Raw genomic sequence first — 17,093 nt, 5'->3', positions numbered from 1 at the left:
GGGCGTGAAGGGAAAGATGGAACCAGGAGCGATACGCAGACGCATCGACAGGCATGACACATCCGTCGAACCGGACCGGATCACGGGAAAGCGTTCCGGCTCAACAACTATTTCAGCAGCCTGCTAAGGCAGTTCTGATCTGAAACTCAAAAGGAAAATCGCACGCTTCAAGGTACTCCGGTAGCTTTTCGCGTTTCTTTCCAAGAGTGCAAATCAAGTGAAGTGATCTGTACCCCACTGTTTGGACATCTGAAGGCTTCCTTTTGTCTACTGAGTTGTGCTCATCAACTTCGAAATACTTTCGTATTGTCCTTTCCAGAGTTTCAATCTCGTGCTCTAGGTACAGCACTACTCTAAAGCCAACGACATCTGTCATTTGTTGGAATGGCTTGGAGTATTTCTTTCTTTCGAACTTTGCAGCGGCGCTGTCGATGTCTTTTACACGAGAAAGGATGGGCATTGCTGCGACCCCGGCCTCTGCAATTGCCTTCGATATTAGGCCGAAAACGGTAGTCCGCAAACTCTCAAATTCTTCTCTTCTATTTGAGAATTCTCTTCTAAACTCTTCTTTTTTCAAACTAACTCCTCTAACACTTGGTTCCTCCACGAACTTCGCGTTCTCTTAGATTTCCTGGAACCGGAGCTCGGGTTTCTTGCACTTCGGCCTCACTCTATGCGTGTGGCTGGTGAATGCAAACACCGGAGTCAGAAAGGAAGCACCGCGGCAATGATAGTGGTCAGCACCGCGGCTGTGCTTGCGGACGCCAGCAGCATCAAAAACTGAAGCGCAGGGTGAGGCCGCGCACGCCCAAACCAAAACTCGAGAATGCCAAGCGTTGCATCCTCCTCCCTCGCCTTGAGGTAAAGTAGAAGGAGGAAGAAAACATGCAGGGCCAAGAAAAGCCCAGCGAAAAGCTTGAAAGCCATTGGCTTAGACGTCCAGCTCCTCCACGAACTTCGCGTTCTCCTGGATATACTGGAAGCGCAGCTCGGGTTTCTTGCCCATCAGGCGCTCGACCAGGTCGCCGGTCTCACCGGGCTCGTCCTCGTCGATGGTGACGCGGATCAGCTTGCGGGTGGCGGGGTCCATCGTGGTCTCCTTCAGGTCCTTGGCGTCCATTTCGCCAAGACCCTTGAAGCGGGAGACGTCGATCTTGCCCTTGCCGCCCAGACCCTTCTCCAGCCACTTGTCGCGCTCGGCCTCGTCCAGGCAGTAGACGCGCTTGGCGCCCTGGGTCAGGCGGAACAGCGGCGGGCAGGCGAGGTAGAGGTGGCCGCCGTCAATGAGCGGGCGCATCTGGGTGAAGAAGAAGGTCATCAGCAGCGAGGCGATATGGGCGCCGTCGACGTCCGCGTCGGTCATGATGATGATCTTGTCATAGCGCAGATCGTCAAGGTTGAACTTGGTGCCAAGGCCGACGCCAAGCGCCTCGCAGAGGTCGTTGATCTCGGCGTTTGAGCCGAGCTTGTTGGAGGCGGCGCCGAGGACGTTGAGGATCTTGCCCTTCAGCGGCAGCAGCGCCTGGTTCACGCGGTTGCGCGCGCCCTTGCCGGAGCCGCCCGCTGAGTCGCCCTCGACGATGAACAGTTCGGTGCCGGAGCGGTCCTTGGAGGTGCAGTCGGTGAGCTTGCCGGGCAGGCGCAGCTTCTTGGTGGCGGATTTGCGCTGGGTCTCTTTTTCCTGCTTGCGGCGGAGGCGTTCCTCGGCGCGCAAAATCAGGAAGTCGAGGATGGCGCCGGCCGATTTGGTGTCCGCCGCCAGCCAGTTGTCGAAGTGGTCGCGGACCGAGTTTTCCACCATTTTGGAGGCGGCCTCGGTCGACAGGCGGTCCTTGGTCTGGCCGACGAACGCGGGGTCGGCGATGAAGCAGGAGACCAGCGCGCAGCCGCCCGCCATCAGGTCGTCGCGGGTGATCTGGGCGGCCTTCTTGTTGCTGACCAGCTCGCCATAGGCCTTGATGCCCTTGAGGATCGCGGCCCAGAAGCCGGTCACGTGGGTGCCGCCCTCGGGCGTCGGGACGGTGTTACAGTAGGACTGGGTGAAGCCGTCGCGCGAGGGCGTCCAGTTGATCGCCCATTCCACGTAGCCCGGCGCGCCGAATTTCTCGCGGAACTCGACCTTGCCCGCGAAGGGCTGGTCTGCGTAGACGGAGGATTTGCCGAGCACCTCTGTCAGGTAGTCCTTGAGGCCGCCGGGGAAGTGGAAGGTGGCCTCGGTCGGGGTTTCACCGTCGTCGATTTCGGACTTCCAGCGGATTTCGACGCCGGAGAACAGATAGGCCTTGGAGCGCACGAGCGTAAACAGGCGCTTGGGCTTGAAGCGGTGGTGGCCGAAGATCTGCTCGTCGGCGTGGAAGGTCACGAAGGTGCCGCGCTTGTTGGGCGCCGCTCCGATTTTCTCAACCGGGCCCAGGGGCAGGCCGCGGGAGAAGCGCTGCTCGAACAGTTCCTTGTTCTTGGCCACTTGCACGACCATGGAATCCGACAGCGCGTTCACCACCGAGGAGCCGACGCCGTGCAACCCGCCCGAGGTCTGGTAGGCCTTGCCGGAGAACTTGCCGCCTGCGTGCAGGGTGCAGAGGATCACTTCCAGCGCGGATTTGTCCGGGAACTTGGGGTGCGGGTCGATCGGGATGCCGCGGCCGTTGTCGGAGATCGTGACGGCGTAATCGGAATGCAGCGTCACCTCGATCCGGTTGGCGTGGCCGGCGACGGCCTCGTCCATGGAGTTGTCGAGGATCTCGGCCACCATATGGTGCAGCGCGCGTTCATCGGTGCCGCCGATATACATGCCGGGGCGCTGGCGGACCGGTTCGAGGCCTTCCAGAACCTCGATAGAGGACGCGTCATAGGTTTCCGATGCAGGCGTGCTGAGGAGGTCGTCGGCCATGTGCGGGAGCTGCTCTTCCTTGGTGTTGATTGAAGAGCATTATGGCAGGTGTTGGGGCCGGGTGGAAGAGGGACGCAAGGGGCTGTGGATAAGGCGGCGGGTGGCGGTGAAAGTCAACTGCAGGGTTTCATTTTGGATGGAAAGTGCAACTGTGGTAAGATGCCGAGGCGTTAACAATTCATCTTTTGCCAGTAACAAATGGGAGGGAGCCATGCAGTTTGCACGGGCAATTTCCGTATTTCTGGTTGCAGTATCGCTGGCGCTGCCAGCTGCAGCCGGACCGTCGTTTTCCAAGAAGGAAGTAAAGAAGCTGCTGGTCGGCAACACCTATCCGTTGGGAAAGAACAACGAGGGGGCAATGTATGTCAAACCCGACGGGACGATGGATGTGATTTGGAAGGGTAAGACCGAGACCACGACTTACAAGCTGCGGTCTCGCGGTCGGATTTGCTATGAGCTGGAGATGTTTGGGGCCGCAGAATGCATCGCCTTCGAGAAGATCGACGGGCAGAGCTTCTATCAGGTCTTTGGGGACACCAAGCGCAAGAGGCAGTATTCCGAAGTCAGGCCCGGAAAGAGTTTCTGATTCTGCCGCAGTTGCATCTTCTTCAGTTTGCTGAGAGTCCGGCTTGGTCCTGAGTTTCGCAATATCCGAAGTCCGCCTCCGGTAATCCGGGTGCGGCGATCTTCTCCGTGCAACTGCAGCATTTGCGCGTTAAACCTTCGCCAGCGGCAGGCAGGAGGAGGGCGCGCAGGTGGCTGAGAAGGGGATCAGGACGCAGGACTGGGCGGCGTTCCGGGCAGAGGCGCAGCGGATGCTGGATGCGGCGCTGGACCAGATGCAGCAGGCGGCGGAGCGGCCGTGGCAGCCGGTGCCGGAGGATATCGATGCGCGCTATGCGGTGACGGCAGAGGCGCGCGGACCGCGGGAAACGGTGGACCGGATCATCAAGGACGTGCTGCCCTATCACGGCGGCAATATTCATCCGCGGTTCTGGGGCTGGGTGCAGGGGTCGGGGCTGGCCTCTGACCTGATCAGCTCTTTGGCTGCTGCAGCCGTCAACGCTAATATGGGCGGGCGCGATCACGGTGCGAACTACATGGAGCGCGCGGTGGTGGATTGGACCCGCCGCAAGATGGGCATGCCGGAGGGGGCCAGCGGGCTGCTGGTCACCGGCACCTCGCAGGCGACGGTGATCGCCTTTCAGGCGGCGCGGCTGCGGGTTCTGAAGGACCTGCGCAAGACCGGGCAGGGCGCGGTGCGGCTGACCGCCTATGCTGGCGAGGGCGTGCATAACGCGACGCTGAAGGCGATGGAGCTTCTGGGTATCGGTTCGGACAACCTGCGGCAGGTGCCGCTGGCGGCGGGCAGGCTGGACTGCGCGGCCCTGGCCCGGATGGTGGCAGAGGACAAGGCCGCAGGCGCGCTGCCCTTTCTGGTGGTCGGCAATGCGGGCACCGTGGATCTGGGGCTGTTTGACGATCTGAATGCCTTGGCGGATGCGGCAGCGGACCTGGGGCTGTGGCTGCATGTGGACGGGGCCTTTGGCGCCTGGACACGGATTGCAGCGGAGCCGTACCGGTCGCTGAGTGACGGGATCGGGCGGGCAGACAGTATTGCGCTCGATTTCCACAAGTGGATGTATGTGGGCTATGACTGCGGCATGGCGCTGCTCAGGAACGAGGACGAGCACCGGGCAGCCTTTGCAGCGCGGCCTGCCTATCTGGAAGGGGCAGAGCGCGGGCTGGCGGGCGGCGAGCCGTGGTTTTGCGACTACGGCATTGACCTCAGCCGCGGCAACCGGGCGCTGAAGGTCTGGACGGCGCTGGAGACCTATGGCGAGGCGGCGTTCTCCGAGGCGATTACCGGCAATAGCGAGCTGGCGGGTTTCATGGCGGCGGAGGTTGAGGCGCAGCCCCTAATGGCAATGGGGGCGCCGGTGGTGTCAAACGTCTGCGTGTTCACAGCGCGCAGCGATCTGGAGCCGGAAGCGCAATCTGTGATCAACGCGCATGTCGCCCAGACCCTGCAGGAAAGCGGCGAGGCGGTGTTCTCGACAACCCGCGCAGGCGGCCGCGTGATGCTGCGCGCCGCGATCACCAACCACCGCAGCCGCGAGGCGGATGTGCAAGCGGCGATTGCCGCGGTGGCGCGTGAGGCTGCGAAATAGGTCAAAGCGCCCTGCGCCAGCTGGGGAGCAGGCAGGCGCGGGGCGGCGGTGCCGCCAGCCAGAACACCCGTGACGTTCGGTTCCTCCTTACCGCCGGGTCAGATCCCGCTACTCTCCGGGCCAAACAGTCAGGGAGAGAGACATGGCCTGGATCAGGACCGTTCCGTTTGAAGAGGCAACCGGCAAGCTGAAGAAGCTGTATGAGCGGGTGACCGGGCCGGGCGGCAATGTTGACAACATCATGATGGTGCATTCCCTGCGGCCGCATTCGATGGAAGGCCATATGGCGCTGTACAAAAGCGTGCTGCACCACACCGGCAATAAGGTCCCGAAATGGTTCCTGGAGGTGCTCGGGGTCTGGGTCTCCAGCCTCAATGACTGCGCCTATTGCGTCGAGCATCACTTTGCCGGGCTGCAGCGGCTGCTGGGCGACGAGGAACGCGGTCTGGCGATCCGGGCGGCGATCGAGGCGCGTGACCCCGGTGCTGCACCTCTGGAGCCTGCGCAGGTGCTGGCGATGGGCTATGCACGGATGCTGACAGAGGAACCCGCCAGTGTGAGCGAGGCGGATATCGCGGCGCTGCGGGAGGCCGGGTTTGACGACGGAGAAATCCTGGAGATCAACCAGGTCACGGCCTATTTTGCCTATGCCAACCGGACGGTGCTGGGGCTTGGGTGCTCCACCAAAGGGGATGTGCTGGGCCTGAGCCCGAACAATTCGGAGAACCCGGACGATTGGGGGCATAAGTAGGGGCTTTGCCCCTCGGCCCCTTCGGGCCCTCACCCCAGGATATTTTCAGCCAGATGAAAGGGATCAAGCGGCCTGCCGGGGCCGCCTTTTGTTGTGCAGGGGGCGTATCTTTTGATGCAGGTCAGCGCGGTGCAGCCGCGGCGGCGGTAAGGTCGCGGCGCAGATTGAAAGAGGGAGCTTTTGATGGACGCCGCAGCAGAAAAGATTGTGAACAACACCCCGGAAGACAGGCCGGTAAAGGCAGCCGGCCAGGCTCGCGGACCCAGTGCCGAGGAGATCCGCCGGGCGTTTGAGAGCGGCAGATACCCGTACGCCAAGAAGATGCCGCGCAAGGCCTATGAGGCGGAGAAGGCGCGGTTGCAGGCAGAACTGCTGAAAGTGCAGCTGTGGGCACAGGAGACCGGCGAGAAGTTCGTGATGCTGTTCGAGGGGCGTGATGCGGCGGGCAAGGGCGGCACCATCAAGCGCTTTACTGAACACCTGAACCCGCGCTCGGCCCGGGTGGTGGCCTTGAACAAGCCCTCTGACGAGGAACGCGGGCAGTGGTATTTCCAGCGCTATGTGCGGCATCTGCCGACCAGCGGTGAGATCGTGCTGTATGACCGGTCATGGTACAACCGGGCAGGCGTCGAGCGGGTGATGAGTTTCTGCGAGCCGAACGAATATCTGGAATTCATGCGCCAGGCGCCGGAGTTCGAGCGGATGCTGGTGCGCTCTGGAATCCGGTTGTACAAGTATTGGTTCTCGGTCACCCGGAAAGAACAGAAGCGGCGGTTCGTCTCGCGCGAGACCGATCCGCTGAAGCAGTGGAAACTGTCGCCGATCGACAAGGCGTCCTTGGGCAAGTGGGATGATTACACCGAGGCCAAGGAGGCGATGTTCTTTTACACCGACACCGCGGACGCGCCCTGGACGGTGATCAAGTCGAACTGCAAGAAGCGGGCGCGGCTGAACTGCATGCGGCACTTTCTGGCCTCGCTGGACTATCCGGGCAAGGACCCCAAGATTGCCCGGATGCCAGACCCGCTGATTGTCGGTCAGGCGCATCATGTGATCCATCAGTCCGGTCACATCCTGGGCAAGGCGCTGCATCCGGAGAACCGGGCGCGCTGATCCTTGCCTGCCGGGAGGACTCCCGCTTGCGGGGGCGTGCAACTGGGCGTAGATCTTTGGCCATGAAACATCTTGTTCCTTTGCTTGCGCTTGCAATGGCCGCTCCGCAAGGCGCCGCGGCGCATCCGCATATCTTTGTCGACACCGGGCTTAAGCTTGAGATCACAGGCGACGGTCAGCTGCAGGCGGTGGAGATCACCTGGGCCTATGATGAGTTCTATTCGCTGCTGATCTTTGAGGACCGGGGGCTGGACAGTGATTTCGACGGCAGCCTGACGGCGGAGGAACTGGCGCAGCTGCAAGGGTTTGATCTCGCTTGGAGCGAGGGCTTTCAGGGCGACACCTATCTGACCCTGCGCGGCACGGCGCTGGGCCTGGGCGCGCCGGAGCATCTGTCGACCGAGGTGAAGGACGGGCGGATCACCACAAGGCACCGGCGGGTTCTGACACAGCCGCAGGCCGCGGACGGCGTGGTGATCAAGGCCTATGATCCGACCTATTACACCGCCTACACGGTGAACCAGGGGCTGGAGGTCAGCGGCGGCTGCCAGGGCAGTATCACCCCGCCCGATCTGGACCAGGCCTATACGCTGGTGGAGGAGCTGCTCTATGCGATGCCGGCAAATCAGGCAGAGGAGGCTTACCCGGAAGTGGGTGAGGCCTTTGCCGATACCGTGCGCTTGAGCTGCGGTGCGTAAGGTGAAGATTTTCTTAACAATTGCAGCGCTGGGCGTGGCGGCGTCAGCAGTATGGCTGTGGGGCTTTGGCGGTGCCGGGATGGTGTCCGTTTGGGCTGCTGAGGGCCAGAGGGAGGCACAGAACGCGATGGCGCGCGGATTGCGGGCGTTGCGTGCGGGTGAACCGGGGGCGCTGATGGCGCTGCTCAGCTTGTGCTTTGCCTACGGCTTCTTTCACGCTGCCGGGCCGGGCCATGGCAAGCTGGTCATCGGTGGCTATGGCATGGGCAAGCCTGTGCCGCTCTTGCGGCTGGCGGGGCTGGCACTGGCGTCCTCGCTGGCGCAGGCGGCCACGGCGGTTCTGCTGGTCGCGGGCGGGCTGCTGCTGCTGGACTGGGGGCGCGAGCAGCTGTCCAGTGCGGCGGAGGATGTTCTGGCGCCGGTGTCATACGGGCTGATTGCGCTGGTCGGGCTTTGGCTGCTGGTGCGGGGGCTGCGGCGGCTGATGGCGAGCCGTTCTGTTCAGGCGGCAGGCCAATCTGTCCCCAATCAACATGGGAACCGCGGTCACGATCATCATCACCACCATCATGATGACGGGGTCTGCGGCGCCTGCGGCCACAAGCACGGGCCGACGGTCGAGGAAGCCGCCAATGTGCAGTCGCTGCGCGATGCGCTGGCAATCATCGGCGCGGTGGCGCTCAGGCCCTGCACCGGGGCAGTGTTCCTGCTGCTGCTGACCTGGCGCATGGGGGTGCTGTGGGCCGGGATTGCCGGCGCCTTTGCCATGGGCGCAGGCACCGCGACGGTGACGGTGGCGGTGGCCATTGCGGCGGTGACGATGCGCAAGGGCACGCTGGCGCAGATGGAAGGCACCGGTGCGCTGCGGGCGGCAGCAGTGCTGGAAATCCTTGCCGGTGCCGTGGTGGCCGTTTTGGCAAGCCAGATCATGCTGCGGGCCTTGTAAGCCTTAATCAGTCAATGCGCTGTCCAGCAGGGCGAACATTGGCTCCTGCGTCAGGTAGGCGGACATCAGCGCGCCCATCGGGGCGGCTTGCTCGCGCCCCGTCATGTCATGCCAGAAAGTGAGCGACTTGCGCTGCAGCAGCGCGCCGTGGGGGTGGGCCTTGCCATAGGGGGCGGGGACGCGTTTCAGTTCCGGGTCCTTGGCGGCAAATCCTTTAAGCGCGAGGATATCCACCAGTGCCGCGGTTTCATCTCCGAAGGCGCCGTCGATGGCCTGCCGCCAGCGCGGCATCTGAACTTTGCTGAAGCCCATGATGCCGCCGCCAGAGGTGCAGTAGTCCGGCGCGATGCCGAAGAAAAGCGCGCAGCCTGAGCTGTTCAGGGTCCACATCATGTGCAGATGGGTGTTGTAGGGCGTCTTGTCCTTGGCAAACCTGACGTCGCGATGCGGGCGGAACAGCTTGGCTGTGACCGGCGTTCCGCTGCGGGCGGAAATTGCCTGTGCCACTTCGTCCATCAACAGGAGCGCCGGGGATTTCAGCTGCGCCTCGTACTGATCCTTGTGCGCGGTGAACCAGTCCCGGCTGTTGTTCTGCGCAAGCTCCGCCAGAAAGGTTCGGGCGTCGGGGATCAGCTGGGCAAAGGCGTCGGTCATTCAATAAGGCTCCTGCAATGGGTTGCCTGTGCAGAATACCACCATGGGCCTGTGCACAGGCAAGGAAACTCTTCCCTTGCCGGAGCGTGCGGGGGCGCCTAAGGCTGGCAGGATGAGCACGTTAGCGACCAAACACACCGAGATGCCCCTGCGCGGCCATGTGCGGGCGATTGCCGTTCTGGGCCTGCCGCTGATCGGCGGACATGTGGCGCAGTTTGCCATCGGGTTGACCGATACCGTCATGCTGGGCTGGTACGGGGTTGATGAACTGGCGGCGGTGACGCTGGGTTCGTCCTATTTCTTCTCGATCTTTCTTTTGGGGTCCGGTTTTGCCTTTGCGGTGATGCCGATGGTGGCGGCCGCGGCGGGTGCGGGAGAGGAGCGGCAGATCCGGCGCTCGACCCGCATGGGACTGTGGCTGTCGCTGGCCTATGGCGTGGCGGCGATGCCGCTCTTGTGGTGGTCGGAGCCGATCCTGCTGGCGCTGGGGCAGGAGGCGAAAGTGGCGCATGATGCCGCGGAATACCTGCGGATTGCCGGCTGGTCGCTGTTTCCGGCGCTGTTGTACATGGTGGCAAAATCCTATCTGGCGGCGTTGGAACGCACCCAGATCGTGCTGTGGCTGTCGGTCTTTGCTGCGGTGATCAACGCGCTGGTGAACTATGCGCTGATCTTCGGCAATTGGGGCGCGCCGGAGCTGGGGATTGCCGGGGCGGCGATCGCCTCGCTGGTGACCAACGGCGTGTCCTTTGTGCTGGTGCTGGCTTATGCGCTGAAGGTGCTGCCGCAGCATGAGCTGCTCAAGAATTTCCACCGGCCGGACTGGGAAATGCTGGGCAAGGTGTTCCGCATGGGCACGCCGATCGGGCTGACGACGCTGGCGGAGGCCAGCCTGTTTGCGGCCTCGGCCATGATGATGGGCTGGCTGGGCACGGTGCCGCTGGCGGCGCACGGCATTGCGATCTCATTGGGCGGGCTCACCTTCATGGTGCACCTGGGGCTGTCCAACGCCGCCACCATCCGGGCGGGCAATGCCTTTGGCCGCGGCGACCGCGAGCATCTGGCGCGCGGAGGCAAGGCGGTGACGGTGATGTCGCTGGCGGTGTCGGCGGTGGCGATTGTCCTGTTCCTGACCATCCCTGACCCGCTGATGTCGCTGTTTCTGGATGCGGAAGACCCGCAGAAAGACGCGATTCTGCTGATTGGCAGCGGCCTGCTGGCAGCGGCGGCGCTGTTTCAGCTGATGGACGGCATGCAGGCAGTGGCGCTGGGATTGCTGCGCGGGGTGCAGGACACCGGCGTGCCGATGGTGATCGCCGCGCTCAGCTATTGGGCGGTGGGCATTCCGGCCTCCTATGTCTTTGGCTTCCTGCTTGGCTGGGGCGGCGTTGGCGTCTGGATGGGGCTGGTTGCCGGGCTGACCTGCGCCGGGCTGTTTCTGATGCTGCGGTTCTGGCGCCGCTCGATCAAGGCAGTGGGCGCCGCCGCTTGAGATATGCGCCTGCCGATGGAGAGGCAGGCGCCGTTTGGCTCAGTTCACCGGCTGGGACAGGACCGTTGCCCCCAGATAAGTGAAGGCCGTCAGATGCGCCTTGTTGAACAGGCCCACCTGTTCCAGCACGCCAGGATTGGCGGCGCGGAAGGCCTCGGCCTCTGCGCCGGTTCTGTAGTAAAGGAAAGTGACGTCATCCGGGCGCAGGGTGCCGAGGGCTGTAGCCGGGGTCAGGATGCCCTCTGTCTGCCAGACGTTATCAAGGTCTGAAATGCTGTCACCCAGGGCCGCAAGATCCTCGTTGCGCCGGGCTGCGTCCAGATTGTTGTAGTGCGAAAGTTTGACGATGTATTCGGCCTCGGCACCGGGAGCATCGGTTGGGAACAGCGACAGCCGCCCTTCGAACAGCACTGGCTGATGGCCATGACGCGCCAATGCGGCGGTTGCGCCGGAGGCCGCGAGTGAGGCCAGTACCGGGCTGTCGCAGCGGTAGAGACGGAAACCATCCATCTGCGGCCAGTCCAGCGGGCCGAAGCCGCCGGAGATCGTGCCGGAGCGGTGCAGGCTGCATCCTGCGTCCTGAAGACGGGCGGCGGCGGCCTGGTCCCATTGGCTGAGGGCCGCGGCGGGCTGCGCGGGCCAGGCGAGGAACAGGCCGGTCTCGGCCAGGGCTGGTGCGGCTGCGGTCAGGGCGGCGGCAAAGGCGAGGAATTTCATCTGCTGCTCCTTAGACGTCAAAGCTGACAGGGCCGCGGCCGAATACACTGGTGACGGGTTCGTCCGGGGCGGCCTTGGCGGCGTTCAGGGCATCCATGGCGCCTTTGATAAAGGCCAGCGGATGCGCAGGCACCGGCATATCCGGCGCAAAACCGTTGAAGCGGGTGGTGAAATGCGCATCGGTCCAGGTGACCTCGATGCTGGCGGCCTCGGTTCCCTGATGCCGGATGCCAAGGCTGAGGCGGCCGTGCATCACGTCCGGCACATCGGCGGATTTGAGGGTGAGCTGGTAGGTCATTCCGGTGTCTCCGTTGCTGTGATGGCCAATTGCTATCGCGGACGGAGTCGATAGAATATCTACCAATCATGAACCATTGTGGAACATTTTTGTACCTATGGAGAATTGGGACGATCTCCGCATCTTCCTGGCGCTGGCCGAGGGCGGCACCATCCGCGGAGCGGCGGAGCAGCTGGGCGTGACCCATGTGACGGTGACCCGGCGCATCCGCGCGCTGGAGGCGCGGATCGGGGCCACATTGTTTGAGCGCAGCCCGTCCGGCCACCAGCTGACGGAAGCGGGGCGGGCAGTGCTGCCCAAGGCGCTGGAGGCGCAGGGCAGCATCCGGGATTTGGAGCGGCAGGTGCTGTCGATTGATGCCAGGCTGAGCGGTCCGGTGACGCTGGCGCTGCCGGAGGCGGTTGCCACGGTGCTGATCGCGCCGCTTTTGCCGGAGCTGCGGATGCTCTATCCGCAGATTGCGCTGCGGCTTCTGCTGTCGGACAGGCTGGTGAACCTTGCCGGGCGGGAGAGCGATCTGGCGCTGCGGCTGACCGCCAGCCCGCCGGAGACTGCCTATGGCCGCCGCATTGCCCACAGCCCACTGTGTGTCTACGCGGCGCCGGCCTATCTGCAGGCACGGCCGAAGCCGGACCACTGGATCGGGTTGGACTACGGCCCGGCGCGCGCACTGGAAGGGACCGCGGACACCCATATTCAGGCCAACGGCATCCTGGCGATGGCGGAACTGCTGAAGGCCGGGCTGGGCGTCGGAGTGCTGCCGTGCTTTCTGGGCGACAGCCACGCAAGGCTGCAGCGGCTGCCGGGGGCAGAGCCTAAGCCGGACCTGGACCTGTGGCTTCTGGTGCATAAGGACTTGCGGCAGATGGCGCGGGTGCGTGCAGTGGCGGATTTCATTGCCGAGCGCCTGAAGCCGCTGCGCCCGCTGATCGAAGGCGCATCGGCGAAGTCTTGACCGCCCGGAAGCGGGCTGGGAGGCCGGGCAGAACCGCAAACAACAACCAAAAGGGCAGATTCACCATGATGACAGATGACGGCAAGCGCTTGCTGCGCATTGCCTATGAGGAAGCCAAAGCGGGATTTGATGAGGGCGGCTGTCCGATCGGCTCAGTGCTGGCGCGGGGCGGCAATGTGGTGGCGCAGGGGCGTAACCAGCGGGTGCAGAAGGGGGATCCGATTGCCCATGGCGAGATGGACGCGCTGCGCAAGGCGGGGCGGCAGAAGACTTACAGGGACACGGTGCTGTATACTTCGCTGTCGCCGTGCATGATGTGCAGCGGCACCATCGTGCAATTCGGCATCCCGCGGGTGGTGATCGGCGACACGCAGAACTTTGGCGGCAACGAGGACTTCCTGCGCTCCAAGGGCGTCGAGGTGGTGATTGCCGAAGACCCGGATTGCATCGCGCTGATGGAGCGGTTCATTCGAGAGAAGCCGGAGCTGTGGGCAGAGGACATCGCCGAATAGGGCGGCACCGGTCTGTCAGATGGTGAAGAACTCCAGCGTGCCGATGTTCTTGGCTTGGACAGTGAACTTGCGGTCGAAGCGTTTCCTGTCGATCCCGCCAAGCTCGTCACGCAGCTCCGGGCTGATGCGGACCGGCCCGATCCGCCCGTTTCCCGCTGTCACATCCTCTTGGCGGGCCTGTTCCAGCCGGGCAGCCTTGTTCACTTCCGGGCCGATCAAGGTGAACTGATGCCGGGTGGCAGAACCGAAATCGCCGCTGAGGACATAGCCCGCGTGCAGCCCGATACGCAGGCCTAGCGCCTGTTTGCCGATGGTGATGCCAGCCACCGCGGCCACGGCCTCTTCGGCGGCGCGCAGGGCGGCGGTGCAGGTGCCGCGGCTGGAGTCCGCGGCGGAGCCGAGCACCCAGAACGCCATCAGGCCGTCACCGATGAATTTGTCGATATGGCCGCCATGCTGCTGGATCGGCTGTGTCTGGGCGTTGAAGAACCGCTGCACGATGTCGGCGATCCGCTCTGGCGGGGTCCGTGTGGTGTAGCCGCTGAAGTTGACAACATCCGAGAACCAGATCACCGCCCGGTCCACGGCGTAACCTGTCTGCTGTCCCGCACCGCCCTGCATCCGTCGGCTGAGCGCGTATTCGTTGGTGTAGGCGTGCAGGATGCGGGTGTCGTCCGCCAGTTGCTGGCTGAGCGAGGCAGTGCGGCGGCTGGCGCCGCGCAGCTTGATCGAGATGATCTTGGCGATGTTGCGCCAGAGTTTTCCGGCCTCGGGATGCTGTTCGATCTTCTGTTTGTCGACAACCAGCACCTCGACGCTGGTCTCATTTGCTACCAGGTCATAGATCCGCTGGTAGCCGTTGCCCACCAGGTGCTGCTCACCGACCACCTCGTTGCGGCGGCGCACAAACAGTGTGTGGCCCTCTTCTTTGATCGCGACGGAGCCCTCTACCACGATCCAGAGGCAAGTCGCGGGATCGCCGCGGGAGCAAAGATGCTCGCCCTCGGCAAAACGGAAGGGGCGGGCGTCCAACAGGTCCGGGTCGCACAGATCATCGGCGAGGCCGCACATCGCCATGGCTTCCGCATAGCGGGCCCCAAGCGCATTCAGTTTTTCGATCTTCGGTTTCATGGCAGCTCCGCGCCGCGGCTGACGGGATGGCAGGGCTGCGGGGAGTCTAGCAGGATTGCTGCGGCGCGGCCTTAACCTCAGTCGCATCGCAGCAGAAAACGAATTGCGGCGCGCGGATTGGTTCCGTCAGCGCTGCAATTTCCACAGCCCGGGCGAAAAGCCGCGAAAACAGCTGCCGGGCTTGCGCGGACAAAGGCCGGTCCAGTCATGAAGGCGGTAACCTGCTTATTTGAAAGGGGAAAAGCGGCGCTGTTGCGCCGGGTTCTGCGCCGGATGCTGTTGGGGGATGGCACTGCGCCGGGGCAGGCCATAGCTGTTTGCCACGGCCCGCGGGACACACTGCGGGCTGCAACAAACCAAATGATGACTGGAGTGTCTCACATGAAAAAGTTTGCCCTGACTGCCGCCGCCGTTGCTGCTCTGACCGCCTCGCCGCTGGCTGCAAAGGACCTGGCTGCAGAGCTGGACGCTGATGGCAACGGTACTTTCTCGCTGGAAGAGCTTCAGCTGGCATTCCCCGAGCTGACCGCAGAAACCTTTGCCACCATTGACGCCAATGAAGATGGCGAAGCCGATGCGGCAGAGGTGAGCGCGGCGATCGAGGCGGGCGTTCTGACCCAGGCAGGCTGATTGCGGCCAAAGCCGCTGGTGCGCCGTCACGCTGCACCCCTCTTGCCTTTCGGGGGGAGGCGCATAGTCCCTTCCAGCCGCGCAGGTGACGGCTCAGCGCAGGAAAGGCCCCGCGGTTCGCGGGGCCTTTTTGCGTCTCCGGCGCAGTGGCGGTTGCGGTCCATTTTCCGTCGGGTTTCGGGGGCTGCCGCCGGCGGCTTGCCTGTAGGGTCTGCGCAGATTTGAAACCCCGTGCGCCGGCCAGCGGCCTGCGCCGTCAGGAGACACTGCAATGTCCAAACCCATCGTTCTCATCACCTCAGCCACCGGCCGCATTGGCCGCGAACTGGTGGCGCGGCTGGCGCAAGGGCAGCAGTTCACCGTGCGTGCCTGCTATTTCAGCGAATCCAAGGCGGAACAGCTGAAGGCGCTGGGAGCTGACGAGACGGTGAAATTCGACCTGTCGGACCCGGCGACCTGGGCGGCTGCGCTGGAGGGTGTATCGGCGGTCTATTCCGCCTCGCTGGACCCGATGCTGGACGGGCATCTGAACTTCTGTAGGGCGCTGGGAGAGCGCAAGAAACAGATCAAGCATGTGGTGCGTGTCAGCTGCATGGGCGCGGACACCAACACTGCAGATTATGATGCCGGTACCCATGCGTCGCGCGCCGGTGCGGGTATTCCGCTGATGCTGCAGCACTACTGGTGGGGGGAGAAGGCGCTGATTGATGCAGGGCTGAATGTCACCGCGCTGCGCAACAACTTCTTCATGAACCACCTGTTGAAGACAGACTGCGAAACCATTGAAAACGAAGGCTGGTTCTCCAATCCGCTGGGGGGCATGCGCAATTCCTTTGTCGCCACCCGCGATATTGCCGAGGCGGCGGCGGTGGTGCTGGCGGAGGGGCCGGAGCGGCACGGCAACAAGTTCTATGACATCACCGGCCCGGCGCCGCAGTCGATGGCGGAAATTGCTGCTGACCTGGGCCGCGCGATGGGCCGGGAGATCGAGTACCGTGCTCAGCCGATGGAGCAGTTCGAGGCGGATTTCGGTGCCACCCGCGCGGAATTCTTCGAATATCTGACCAACGGATTCTACACCCGCTGCAGCCCGGATTTCTACAATATCACCGGGCATAAGCCGACGTCCTATTATGACTATCTGACCACCAAGGGCGCCAGCGGCGAAACCGGGCTTGAGGAACTGTGGCAGGGCAACCTGTGGAAGAAGGGCGTGGATGCGATGAAGGACGCAGCAGGCGCCAAGGCGTCCTGATATGCCGGGTTAAGCTGTTTCTGCAGCCCAGACGCATTTGTGCTAGGCTCGCCTGCATCCCGCCGCAGCGGCGAAGAGGAGAGCGGGCATGCCACGCAGTGTTGCAGGTTCAAAGGTCGGCAGGCGGCTGATTGCCGTGCTGGCCTTGATGCTGGCCCTGCCGCCGTTTGCCTGCGGGGCAGGGGCGGCAGGAGATGCGCCTGAACGCCCGCCAGCGGGGCTGATGTGGAACCGCAGCGGCCTGCCTGCGGTGTTTCCGTTGCAGGTCAAGTCACCCGAAGGTGCCGACTATTTTCTGGTGCTGTCCGGCAGTGGCGGCGATGCCCTGGCGGCCTATATCCGGGGCGGGGCCTTTTTCAAGGTTCTGGTGCCGCCCGGGCACTATGTGCTGCGTTTTGCCATCGGTACCGGCTGGCTGGGCGAGGCGCGGCTGTTCGGGCCGGATACCGCGGTTCTTGAATTGCCTGAGCCGCTGGAGTTTGCGGTCCGCGGCGCAGGGATCAAGGCCGGTCATCTGGTGACGCTGACCGGGGAGCCGCTGCACGGCGGTCTGCGGGCGGAGGTTGAGGGCCAGTTCGTCTGCCAGCTTGCCGGCCTGGAGGGGATAAAACCGCAGCAGGCAGAGCCGGAGCGGCTTCGCGGTTTCGGCTTGGGCGGTGATGCGCAGGCAAGGTCCGTAACGCACCTGAGATGGCGGCTGGGGCTGACACGGGTGGAACCGGGCACACCGGACGCCCTGTGGCAGCGCGGCCAGTTTGTTCTGGGAAATCCGAACCTGCCCAGGCACCCGCCGCAAATGAACGCGCAGCCCCATCGGCAGCTGCACAGCGGGGTCCGGTCTTACTCTGTGCGGCCGCTCTACTGCGGAGGAACCGGTGCA

Annotated in this window: 19 protein-coding genes; 11 read left to right on the top strand and 8 right to left on the bottom strand. The window is 63.6% G+C overall.

Going from position 1 to position 17,093, the window contains the following annotated elements:
* Positions 1–112: 112 nt before the first annotated feature.
* The 3 genes from N6L27_RS22305 to parE form a co-directional block, all read right to left on the bottom strand.
* The gene (locus N6L27_RS22305) at positions 113–577 is read right to left on the bottom strand and encodes a RelA/SpoT domain-containing protein (RefSeq protein WP_271909627.1); all 465 of its coding nucleotides are present in this window, start codon (positions 575–577) and stop codon (positions 113–115) included.
* A 128-nt stretch (positions 578–705) separates the two neighbouring features.
* Positions 706–927, bottom strand: coding sequence for a hypothetical protein (locus N6L27_RS22300; protein WP_271909626.1), 222 nt, complete (start codon positions 925–927; stop codon positions 706–708).
* 4 nt (positions 928–931) lie between these two features.
* Positions 932–2,890, bottom strand: a complete 1,959-nt coding sequence (gene parE, locus N6L27_RS22295) for a DNA topoisomerase IV subunit B (RefSeq protein WP_271909625.1) — start codon at positions 2,888–2,890, stop codon at positions 932–934.
* A 211-nt stretch (positions 2,891–3,101) separates the two neighbouring features.
* Here parE and N6L27_RS22290 point away from each other — a divergent pair, with 211 nt between their 5' ends.
* The 6 genes from N6L27_RS22290 to N6L27_RS22265 all read left to right on the top strand — a co-directional run bounded on the left by N6L27_RS22290 (position 3,102) and on the right by N6L27_RS22265 (position 8,569).
* Positions 3,102–3,476, top strand: a complete 375-nt coding sequence (locus N6L27_RS22290) for a hypothetical protein (RefSeq protein WP_271909624.1) — start codon at positions 3,102–3,104, stop codon at positions 3,474–3,476.
* 169 nt (positions 3,477–3,645) lie between these two features.
* Positions 3,646–5,061, top strand: coding sequence for a pyridoxal phosphate-dependent decarboxylase family protein (locus N6L27_RS22285; protein WP_271909623.1), 1,416 nt, complete (start codon positions 3,646–3,648; stop codon positions 5,059–5,061).
* 142 nt (positions 5,062–5,203) lie between these two features.
* Complete coding sequence (locus N6L27_RS22280; RefSeq protein WP_271909622.1) at positions 5,204–5,812, top strand: carboxymuconolactone decarboxylase family protein; 609 nt, start codon at positions 5,204–5,206, stop codon at positions 5,810–5,812.
* Between the two features lie 183 nt (positions 5,813–5,995).
* Entirely contained in the window at positions 5,996–6,925 is a 930-nt protein-coding gene (ppk2, locus tag N6L27_RS22275) for a polyphosphate kinase 2 (RefSeq protein ID WP_271909621.1), read from the top strand.
* A gap of 62 nt (positions 6,926–6,987) precedes the next feature.
* Positions 6,988–7,623 (top strand): DUF1007 family protein, encoded by a 636-nt coding sequence (locus N6L27_RS22270; protein ID WP_271909620.1) that lies wholly within the window; start codon positions 6,988–6,990, stop codon positions 7,621–7,623.
* A gap of 1 nt (position 7,624) precedes the next feature.
* The gene (locus tag N6L27_RS22265; protein ID WP_271909619.1) at positions 7,625–8,569 is read left to right on the top strand and encodes a nickel/cobalt transporter; all 945 of its coding nucleotides are present in this window, start codon (positions 7,625–7,627) and stop codon (positions 8,567–8,569) included.
* Positions 8,570–8,572: 3 nt separating this feature from the next.
* On the opposite strand, the gene N6L27_RS22260 is transcribed toward N6L27_RS22265, so the two are convergent.
* Positions 8,573–9,223 carry a TIGR02453 family protein gene (locus tag N6L27_RS22260; protein ID WP_271909618.1) on the bottom strand — a complete coding sequence of 217 codons (651 nt, stop codon included), beginning with the start codon at positions 9,221–9,223 and terminating at the stop codon, positions 8,573–8,575.
* Positions 9,224–9,335: 112 nt separating this feature from the next.
* Here N6L27_RS22260 and N6L27_RS22255 point away from each other — a divergent pair, with 112 nt between their 5' ends.
* Complete coding sequence (locus N6L27_RS22255; protein WP_271909617.1) at positions 9,336–10,715, top strand: MATE family efflux transporter; 1,380 nt, start codon at positions 9,336–9,338, stop codon at positions 10,713–10,715.
* A gap of 39 nt (positions 10,716–10,754) precedes the next feature.
* Here N6L27_RS22255 and N6L27_RS22250 read toward each other — a convergent pair whose 3' ends face one another.
* Both N6L27_RS22250 and N6L27_RS22245 read right to left on the bottom strand, forming a co-directional pair.
* Complete coding sequence (locus tag N6L27_RS22250) at positions 10,755–11,432, bottom strand: hypothetical protein (RefSeq protein ID WP_271909616.1); 678 nt, start codon at positions 11,430–11,432, stop codon at positions 10,755–10,757.
* 10 nt (positions 11,433–11,442) lie between these two features.
* Positions 11,443–11,730, bottom strand: coding sequence for a hypothetical protein (locus N6L27_RS22245; RefSeq protein WP_271909615.1), 288 nt, complete (start codon positions 11,728–11,730; stop codon positions 11,443–11,445).
* A gap of 97 nt (positions 11,731–11,827) precedes the next feature.
* On the opposite strand from N6L27_RS22245, the gene N6L27_RS22240 reads away from it, so the two are divergent.
* Positions 11,828–12,685, top strand: a complete 858-nt coding sequence (locus N6L27_RS22240; protein WP_271909614.1) for a LysR family transcriptional regulator — start codon at positions 11,828–11,830, stop codon at positions 12,683–12,685.
* A gap of 65 nt (positions 12,686–12,750) precedes the next feature.
* Positions 12,751–13,197, top strand: a complete 447-nt coding sequence (locus N6L27_RS22235) for a nucleoside deaminase (RefSeq protein ID WP_271909613.1) — start codon at positions 12,751–12,753, stop codon at positions 13,195–13,197.
* A 15-nt stretch (positions 13,198–13,212) separates the two neighbouring features.
* On the opposite strand, the gene N6L27_RS22230 is transcribed toward N6L27_RS22235, so the two are convergent.
* Complete coding sequence (locus tag N6L27_RS22230; RefSeq protein WP_271909612.1) at positions 13,213–14,328, bottom strand: cyclic nucleotide-binding domain-containing protein; 1,116 nt, start codon at positions 14,326–14,328, stop codon at positions 13,213–13,215.
* 381 nt (positions 14,329–14,709) lie between these two features.
* On the opposite strand from N6L27_RS22230, the gene N6L27_RS22225 reads away from it, so the two are divergent.
* The gene (locus tag N6L27_RS22225; protein ID WP_260015362.1) at positions 14,710–14,958 is read left to right on the top strand and encodes an EF-hand domain-containing protein; all 249 of its coding nucleotides are present in this window, start codon (positions 14,710–14,712) and stop codon (positions 14,956–14,958) included.
* Between the two features lie 271 nt (positions 14,959–15,229).
* Entirely contained in the window at positions 15,230–16,213 is a 984-nt protein-coding gene (locus tag N6L27_RS22220) for an NAD(P)H-binding protein (RefSeq protein WP_271909611.1), read from the top strand.
* Positions 16,214–16,484: 271 nt separating this feature from the next.
* Here N6L27_RS22220 and N6L27_RS22215 read toward each other — a convergent pair whose 3' ends face one another.
* Positions 16,485–17,039 carry a hypothetical protein gene (locus tag N6L27_RS22215; protein WP_271909610.1) on the bottom strand — a complete coding sequence of 185 codons (555 nt, stop codon included), beginning with the start codon at positions 17,037–17,039 and terminating at the stop codon, positions 16,485–16,487.
* Positions 17,040–17,093: the final 54 nt, after the last annotated feature.

The sequence above is a fragment of the Leisingera sp. SS27 genome (genome assembly GCF_028368855.1).
In the GTDB taxonomy this organism is placed as follows: Bacteria; Pseudomonadota; Alphaproteobacteria; order Rhodobacterales; family Rhodobacteraceae; genus Leisingera.
Note: the sequence above shows the minus strand (reverse complement) of the source record. Positions and strands in the feature narration are given on the sequence as shown.

Excerpts from the sequence above, each read along its gene's own strand:
- N6L27_RS22300 (WP_271909626.1), bottom strand. The coding sequence starts at position 927 with ATGGCTTTCAAGCTTTTCGCTGGGCTTTTCTTGGCCCTGCATGTTTTC.
- parE (WP_271909625.1), bottom strand. The coding sequence starts at position 2,890 with ATGGCCGACGACCTCCTCAGCACGCCTGCATCGGAAACCTATGACGCG.
- N6L27_RS22290 (WP_271909624.1), top strand. The coding sequence starts at position 3,102 with ATGCAGTTTGCACGGGCAATTTCCGTATTTCTGGTTGCAGTATCGCTG.
- N6L27_RS22280 (WP_271909622.1), top strand. The coding sequence starts at position 5,204 with ATGGCCTGGATCAGGACCGTTCCGTTTGAAGAGGCAACCGGCAAGCTG.
- ppk2 (WP_271909621.1), top strand. The coding sequence starts at position 5,996 with ATGGACGCCGCAGCAGAAAAGATTGTGAACAACACCCCGGAAGACAGG.
- N6L27_RS22270 (WP_271909620.1), top strand. The coding sequence starts at position 6,988 with ATGAAACATCTTGTTCCTTTGCTTGCGCTTGCAATGGCCGCTCCGCAA.
- N6L27_RS22260 (WP_271909618.1), bottom strand. The coding sequence starts at position 9,223 with ATGACCGACGCCTTTGCCCAGCTGATCCCCGACGCCCGAACCTTTCTG.
- N6L27_RS22255 (WP_271909617.1), top strand. The coding sequence starts at position 9,336 with ATGAGCACGTTAGCGACCAAACACACCGAGATGCCCCTGCGCGGCCAT.
- N6L27_RS22250 (WP_271909616.1), bottom strand. The coding sequence starts at position 11,432 with ATGAAATTCCTCGCCTTTGCCGCCGCCCTGACCGCAGCCGCACCAGCC.
- N6L27_RS22245 (WP_271909615.1), bottom strand. The coding sequence starts at position 11,730 with ATGACCTACCAGCTCACCCTCAAATCCGCCGATGTGCCGGACGTGATG.
- N6L27_RS22240 (WP_271909614.1), top strand. The coding sequence starts at position 11,828 with ATGGAGAATTGGGACGATCTCCGCATCTTCCTGGCGCTGGCCGAGGGC.
- N6L27_RS22235 (WP_271909613.1), top strand. The coding sequence starts at position 12,751 with ATGATGACAGATGACGGCAAGCGCTTGCTGCGCATTGCCTATGAGGAA.
- N6L27_RS22230 (WP_271909612.1), bottom strand. The coding sequence starts at position 14,328 with ATGAAACCGAAGATCGAAAAACTGAATGCGCTTGGGGCCCGCTATGCG.
- N6L27_RS22225 (WP_260015362.1), top strand. The coding sequence starts at position 14,710 with ATGAAAAAGTTTGCCCTGACTGCCGCCGCCGTTGCTGCTCTGACCGCC.
- N6L27_RS22220 (WP_271909611.1), top strand. The coding sequence starts at position 15,230 with ATGTCCAAACCCATCGTTCTCATCACCTCAGCCACCGGCCGCATTGGC.